Source organism: Streptomyces sp. NPDC042002 (assembly GCF_055588305.1).
The window spans coordinates 77,754-85,025 of record NZ_JBVJCT010000035.1; the positions used below are offsets into that span (position 1 = coordinate 77,754).

6 protein-coding genes are annotated in these 7,272 nt (G+C 69.1%); 3 read left to right on the plus strand and 3 right to left on the minus strand.

The annotated features are described in order from the left end of the window. The first annotated feature begins 126 nt into the window (after positions 1-126). Both ACZ6KY_RS33980 and ACZ6KY_RS33985 read left to right on the plus strand, forming a co-directional pair. Positions 127-1,413 (plus strand): ion channel protein, encoded by a 1,287-nt coding sequence (locus ACZ6KY_RS33980; RefSeq protein WP_469314086.1) that lies wholly within the window; start codon positions 127-129, stop codon positions 1,411-1,413. Positions 1,414-1,491: 78 nt separating this feature from the next. After that, positions 1,492-2,898 (plus strand): glutamate decarboxylase, encoded by a 1,407-nt coding sequence (locus tag ACZ6KY_RS33985; RefSeq protein ID WP_469314087.1) that lies wholly within the window; start codon positions 1,492-1,494, stop codon positions 2,896-2,898. A gap of 239 nt (positions 2,899-3,137) precedes the next feature. On the opposite strand, the gene ACZ6KY_RS33990 is transcribed toward ACZ6KY_RS33985, so the two are convergent. The 3 genes from ACZ6KY_RS33990 to ACZ6KY_RS34000 all read right to left on the minus strand — a co-directional run bounded on the left by ACZ6KY_RS33990 (position 3,138) and on the right by ACZ6KY_RS34000 (position 6,249). Then, entirely contained in the window at positions 3,138-3,686 is a 549-nt protein-coding gene (locus ACZ6KY_RS33990) for a DinB family protein (protein ID WP_469314088.1), read from the minus strand. Positions 3,687-3,818: 132 nt separating this feature from the next. After that, positions 3,819-5,279: an aldehyde dehydrogenase family protein gene (locus tag ACZ6KY_RS33995; RefSeq protein ID WP_469314089.1), complete on the minus strand. Its 1,461-nt coding sequence runs from the start codon at positions 5,277-5,279 to the stop codon at positions 3,819-3,821. 145 nt (positions 5,280-5,424) lie between these two features. After that, entirely contained in the window at positions 5,425-6,249 is an 825-nt protein-coding gene (locus ACZ6KY_RS34000; RefSeq protein ID WP_469314095.1) for a helix-turn-helix domain-containing protein, read from the minus strand. Positions 6,250-6,587: 338 nt separating this feature from the next. Here ACZ6KY_RS34000 and ACZ6KY_RS34005 point away from each other — a divergent pair, with 338 nt between their 5' ends. Next, positions 6,588-7,109, plus strand: a complete 522-nt coding sequence (locus ACZ6KY_RS34005) for an ATP-binding protein (RefSeq protein WP_469314090.1) — start codon at positions 6,588-6,590, stop codon at positions 7,107-7,109. Positions 7,110-7,272: the final 163 nt, after the last annotated feature.

Consider the following 7,272-nt stretch of genomic DNA (forward strand, 5'->3'; position numbering starts at 1 on the left):
CTGACGTGACGTGAGGTGCAAGCCCGACCTCCCGGCGTCCGGCGACGACGTCGTCGCCTTTCGTGGGACGAGACCAGGACCGCCCTCCGGAGTGTTATGTCCGTTTCGCGCGCTTAGGGTGAGCCCGTGACCCACGAAGCGGCTCCCCCGGGACCGGCCCTCACCCGGGCGACGCCCGCACGGACTCTGCTGCCGCTGTTCCTGCCGTCCGTGGTCGTCGGCGCGGTCTCGGCCCTTCTCTACGTGGGTGTGAGCAAACTGGCCGACCAGCTCAAGGACGTGCTGTGGACGGACCTGCCGGACGCGCTCGGCATCGGCGGGTACTCCTCGCTCTGGATGATCGTCATGCTCACCACGACCGGCATCCTGGTCGGTCTGGTGGTGTGGAAGGCGCCGGGGCACGCGGGCCCCGACCCGGCCACCGTGGGACTCCAGGCGGAGCCGATGGCGCTCTTCATCCTGCCCGGACTGCTGGTGGCGACGGCGCTGATGCTGGCGGGCGGCCCGAGCCTCGGCCCCGAGAACCCGATCATCGCCACCAACGTCGCGCTGGCGTTCTGGGCGGGCCGCAGGTTCGCGCCCGCGGCGCCCGGCGTGCTGTGGGTGACCCTGGCGGAGGCGGGGACGATCGGCGCCCTGTTCGGCACTCCGGTCGCGGCGGCGCTGGTCATCTCCGAGGCGCTCGCCGGGCGGCAGGTGAAGGGACTGCTGTGGGACAACCTCTTCGCGCCGCTGACGGCGGCCTCGGTGGGCTCGATGACCACGGCCCTGCTGGGGCACGAGAGCTTCGACCTCGATCTGCCCCCGCTCGGCAGTCCCGGCTGGGCCGATGTGCTGTCCGCGCTGGTGATCGCGTCCGCGGCGGCGGTGGTCGGCATGGCCGGGGTCCATCTCTTCCCCTACGTCCACAAGGTGTTCTCGCTCCTGCGCCATCCCATGGTGGCCCTCCCCGTCGGCGGGCTCGTCCTCGGCCTGCTGGGCTGCCTGGGCGGTCCGCTCACGCTGTTCAAGGGCCTGGACCAGGTCGCCGAGCTGGCCCGGAACCCGGACGCCTATTCGGCGGGCCGGTACGCGCTGATGGCCGTGGTGAAAGTGGCCGCGCTGGTCGTCGCGGCGTCCTGCGGGTTCCGGGGCGGCCGGATCTTCCCGGCCGTCTTCGCCGGTGCCGCGTTCGGTCTGTGCGCCTACGCGCTCGTGCCCTCGGTCCCGGCGTCGCTGGGTCTGGCCGCGGGCGTGCTGGGCATGCTCCTCGCGATCACCCGGCAGGGCTGGGTGAGCCTGTTCACGGCCGCCGTCCTGGTGTCCTCACCGACGATCATCGCCCTGCTCTGCATCGCCTCGCTGCCGGCCTGGCTGCTGGTGACCGGACGGCCGCAGATGCAACTGCACGAGGACGGAAGCCCGATCCGGTGAACCGCCGGGGTGCCCTCATCCGATGAACCAGATGAAGCAATGGGACGCGCCGTCCCGCTGAACCGTTGGGAGAAGCCCATGCCGCTCCACCAGGGCAACCAGACGCACGATGACCACGCGCTGTCCGTCAACCCGTTCTACGGCGAGACCAATCCGGTCAGCGGCATGATCGAGGCACCCCCGAAGCACCGCCTCCCGGACGGTCCGCTGCCACCCACGACCGCGCTCCAGCTCGTCCACGACGAGCTCATGCTGGACGGGAACTCCCGGCTGAACCTGGCCACCTTCGTCACGACCTGGATGGAACCGCAGGCCGGGATCCTGATGGCGGAGTGCCGGGACAAGAACATGATCGACAAGGACGAGTACCCCCGCACGGCCGAACTGGAGCGGCGCTGTGTGTCGATGCTCGCCGACCTGTGGAACGCGCCGGATCCGTCGGCCGCGGTGGGCTGTTCCACGACCGGGTCGAGCGAGGCGTGCATGCTCGCCGGCATGGCGCTGAAGCGGCGCTGGGCGCTGCGCAACGCGGACCGCTACCCGGCCGCGCGGCCCAACCTCGTCATGGGCGTGAACGTCCAGGTGTGCTGGGAGAAGTTCTGCAACTTCTGGGAGGTCGAGGCCCGCCAGGTCCCCATGGAGGGCGACCGGTTCCACCTCGATCCCCAGGCCGCGGCCGAGCTGTGCGACGAGAACACCATCGGGGTCGTCGGCATCCTCGGCTCCACCTTCGACGGGTCGTACGAACCGATCGAGGAGCTGTGCGCGGCGCTGGACCAGCTCCAGGACCGCACGGGCCTCGACATCCCGGTCCACGTCGACGGCGCGTCAGGGGCGATGATCGCGCCGTTCCTCGACGAGGACCTGGTCTGGGACTTCCGGCTGCCCAGGGTGTCGTCGATCAACACCTCGGGGCACAAGTACGGCCTGGTCTACCCGGGTGTCGGCTGGGCGCTGTGGCGGACGGCGGCCGAGCTGCCGGAGGAACTGGTCTTCCGGGTGAACTACCTGGGCGGCGACATGCCGACCTTCGCGCTCAACTTCTCCCGCCCCGGAGCGCAGGTCGTCGCGCAGTACTACACGTTCCTGCGGCTGGGCCGGGAGGGCTACCGGGCCGTGCAGCAGACGACCCGGGACGTGGCGCGCTCGCTCGCCGAACGCATCGACTGTCTGGGCGACTTCCGGCTCATCACCCGGGGCGACGAGCTGCCGGTGTTCGCCTTCACGACGGCGCCCGAGGTGACCGCGTTCGACGTCTTCGACGTGTCCCGGAGAATGCGCGAGAACGGCTGGCTGCTGCCCGCGTACACCTTCCCCGAGAACCGCGAGGACCTGTCCGTGCTGCGCGTGGTGTGCCGCAACGGATTCTCGTCCGACCTCGCCGACCTCTTCATCGAGAACCTGACCCAGTTGCTGCCCGAACTGCGCAGACAGCCAGGCCCGTTGCCCCGCGACAAGGCGGCGGCGACGAGTTTCCACCACTAGCGAGGCCCTCGCACCGACCGCTCGCGCCCGAACGCTCACGGCTCTCCGGGAGGAGCCGCGAGCGGCGGGTGGCGGCCGGTGGCTGCGGTGGTTGCGGTGGTTGCGAACGGCGGCCGGCGGCCGGCGCGGAGCACGAGGAGACGGACCGCCGGCATGCCGTCGGGCGCGTACCGTCCGCGCCGCGCGCTGTCCGGGCCGTGGCCGTCCGGGCCGTGTGCCGTCCGGGCCGGGAGCGGGGCTCAGCCCCAGGTGGTGCCCCGCTCCATCGCCACCAGTTCGAAGGCCGTCTTGCCGTCAAGGGACTCGCGGATGATGTCGGCGTGCCCGGCGTGCCGGGCCGTCTCGCGGATCAGGTGGAGAGCCAGCCAGCGCATCGAGACGCGGCCCTCGGGCGGGAACCAGGGGTCGTTCGGGAGCGCGAAGGTGTCGTCGAGGCTCGGCACCGAGCGCAGGAACGCGTCCGTCTCGGCGGCGACCTTCTCCCAGTACGCGAGCTGCGAGGCGACCGTCTCGCCGTCGGCGAGGACGAAGCACTCGTGCCAGTTCGACTCGTCCCGCTTCACCGCGGGCGCCTCTCCCTTGGCGCGGGCCACCCAGCCCTGCTCGACCTCGGCGACGTGCTTGAGCAGCCCGGATAGGGAGAGTTCACTGGCGCTCGGCCGGCTCGCGGCCTGCTCCTCGGTCAGCCCGAGCAGCGACCGACGGATGCCGCCGCGCTGCTCCTCGATGAAGTCGAGCAGCGCCCCGCGCTCGTCGCCCTGCTCTTCCGCTCGCACATGCGTGACCATGACCGGCCGCCTTTCATCGGGTCCTCCTGACTGACACCGATGACGCTACGGACCCTTGCGGTCAGGTTCTGTCCGCAAGGGTCCGGGCACGCTGAACGATCACGCGAAGGCGTCTCAGAGGAGCCAGAAGGGTCAGAAGGGGAAGCGGCTCCGTCCGTGCTGCACCGAGATCCACTTCGTCGTGGTGAAGGAGTCGACCGTCGTCTCGCCGTTCAGGCGGCCGATGCCGGAGTGCTTCTCGCCGCCGAAGGGGACGAGGGGCTCGTCGTGGACGGTGCCGTCGTTGACGTGGAACATGCCGGTGTCGATCTGCTTGGCGAAGTTCACGCCGCGCTCGATGTCGGCCGTGTGGACGGCGCCCGAGAGGCCGTACGGGGTGTCGTTGGCGATCCGGACCGCCTCTTCCTCCCCGTCGAACGGGACGAGGAAGACGACCGGGCCGAAGATCTCCTGCCGGAGCAGGTCCGAGTCGGCGGGGATGCCGGTCAGGACCGAGGGCTCGACCATGTTGTCCGTGGTCGAACCGTGCAGCAGGGCCGTCGCGCCCTCCGCGATCGCCTGCTCGACGACGCTCGAAAGCGCGTCCGCCTGGGAGGAGTTGATGACCGGGCCGATGACCGTCTGCGGGTCGCTCGGGTCGCCGGTCTTCAGCGTCCTGACCTTGGCGACGAACTTCTCGGTGAACTCGGCCTCGATCGACCGGTCCACGAGGACACGGTTCGCGGCCATGCAGACCTGGCCCTGGTGGACGTAGCGGCTGAAGACCGCCGCGTCGACCGCGTAGTCGATGTCCGCGTCCTCCAGGACCACCAGCGCGCTGTTGCCGCCCAGTTCGAGCACCGAGCGCTTGAAGTTCGCGGCGCAGACCGTGGCGACGTGCCGGCCGACCTTGTCGGAGCCGGTGAAGGAGATGACCTTCGGGACCGGGTGCTCGATGAAGGCGTCGCCGATCTCGGCGATGTCGGTGATGACGACGTTGAGCAGACCGCCGGGCAGACCCGCTTCCTCGAAGATCTTCGCGACCAGGGAGCCACCGACGATCGGGGTGTTCTGGTGCGGCTTCAGGACCACGCCGTTGCCGAGCGCGAGGGCCGGCGCCACGGACTTGATCGACAGCAGGAAGGGGAAGTTGAAGGGGCTGATGACGCCCACGACGCCGACCGGGACGCGGTAGAGACGGTTCTCCTTGCCGTCGACCGGCGAGGGGATGATCTTTCCCTCGGGGCGCAGCGCCAGCTGGACCGACTCGCGCAGGAACTCCCGGACGAGGTGCAGCTCGAAGGCCGCCTTGAGGCGGGTGCCGCCGAGCTCGGCGATGATCACCTCGGTGATCTCCGCCTCGCGCTCGTCGATGACGGCGAGCGCCTTCTCGAAGACCGCGCGGCGCGCGTACGCGTTCGTCGCGCCCCACTGCTTCTGGGCGCGCTCGGCTGCGCGGTAGGCGTCATCGACCTCGTCGACCGTGGCTATCGTGATCGACGCCAGCTTCTCGCCGTCGTACGGGTTGAAGTCGATGATGTCCCATGAGCCCGTTCCCGGGCGCCACTCGCCGTCGATGTACTGCTGGGCCAGGTCGGTGAAGTAGGACGACATGTGCTCCCTCAATCCCTGTGCTGCCGAGGCAGTCCTTGGCCCGGGTCAGCAGACATCCGATCACGGTCTGATCACACGTCATCGTACTTGTGTTTCAAGGGAGTTGAAGGAGACCGGGGAAGTCAGGGGAAGTCTGTGAACACCCTCAGGAGAGCTGGAGCAGCCCTCGCAGCAGATCGCGGCTCTCGGCCGGCCCCGGACTGTCCTGCTGCAGCTGCTTGAGCGCGCTCTCGTACTGGGTGACGTCCTCGCGCTTGTCCAGGTAGAGCGCGCTGGTGAGCTGCTCCAGATAGACGACGTCCGACAGGTCGGACTCCGGGAAGCTCAGGATGGTGAAGGAGCCGCTCTCGCCGGAGTGCCCGCCGAAGCTGAACGGCATGACCTGAAGACGTACGTTGGGCCGCTCCGAGACCTCGATCAGATGCTGGAGCTGTCCGCGCATCACCTCACGGTCGCCGTACGGGCGGCGCAGCGCGGCCTCGTCGAGGACGATGTGGAACTCGGGGGCGTTCTCGGAGACGAGGTACTTCTGCCGCTCCAGGCGCAGGGCCACGCGCCGGTCGACGTCGGCGGCGGAGGCGCCCTTCATCCCGCGCCGGACGACCGCGTGGGCGTACGCCTCGGTCTGCAACAGGCCGTGCACGAACTGCACTTCGTACACCCGGATCAGATGGGCCGCGCCTTCGAGGCCGACGTAGGTGGGGAACCAGCTGGGCAGGACGTCGGAGTAACTGTGCCACCAGCCCGCGACGTTGGCCTCCTTGGCGAGCGAGACGAGGGAGGTGCGCTCGGCTTCGTCGTTGATGCCGTAGAGCGTCAGCAGGTCCTCGACGTCGCGCGTCTTGAAGCTCACCCTTCCCAACTCCATGCGGCTGATCTTCGATTCGGAGGCGCGGATCGAGTAGCCGGCCGCTTCACGGGTGATGCCACGCGCCTCACGCAGCCGCCGCAGATGTGACCCCAGCAGCATGCGCCGCACCACCGAGCCGCTCGACTCACCAGCGCTCACGTTCGTCAGCCTCCCCAACGGTCTTCCAGACGCCGAAGTCTGCCACTAAAACACTTCAAGCAGTACTCGTTCAGTTACGGAAACGGAAAGTAGCCAAAGGCGGAGCACAGGAAAAGATCAGTGGGGTGTCAACAACTGAGAATAAGGTGATGGAAGAAATGAGCAAGAAGTAGGAGAGGAAGGTCCAATTCGGGCGCGTGCACGTGCATCTGCCCTTGCATCTGCCGTACGCATTCGGAACCATGGTCCTCGCGCCACCGCTGCATCGCAACGACCGCGAACACCCGGGAGTGCCTCGCATGGGGACGAATGGATCGACCATGCTCGAACCCTTACGGCAGGGACTTCCGCCTCTCGATCCCGCGGCCGTGTCCAGCGCCGCCTCGTGCGCCTTGCCCGCCCGCTACGAAGCGGTGCGCGAGGCCCGGCAGTTCACCCGCGGAACGCTGGACCACTGGGAGATAGGCGACCGTTTCGACGACGTCTGCCTGGTGGTGTCCGAGCTCGTCACCAACGCCCTGCGGCACGCGCTGCCCTCGGACACGCCCCGCAAGGACGACCAAGGGCCGCCCGTACGGCTGCACTTGATGCGGTGGACCTCACGTCTGGTGTGCGCGGTGCGCGACCCCAGCCACGACAGTCCGGTCGCCGGCGACTCGGACGACTTCGCGGCGGAGTCGGGGCGCGGCCTCTTCCTCGTCGACTCGTTCTCGGACAGCTGGGGCTGGCACCCGCTCGCGGGAACGCTCAGCGGCAAGGTCGTGTGGGCGCTGTTCCGGCTGGGCTCGCAGCCGGGTACGGCCGCACTCCCCCCTGAATGACGAACCGGGGGGGGGTTTTGGGGGGGGGGTTTTCGCGTGTTTGGGGACGAGGGGTGGAAGGTGACACCCGGTTACGTCCCCCCCTCCCCCGCCCACCCCCCCCCCAACAACTCCCCCCCCCGTGACCCGCGAGCGTCTCTCCCCCCTCCCCCACCCCCCCACG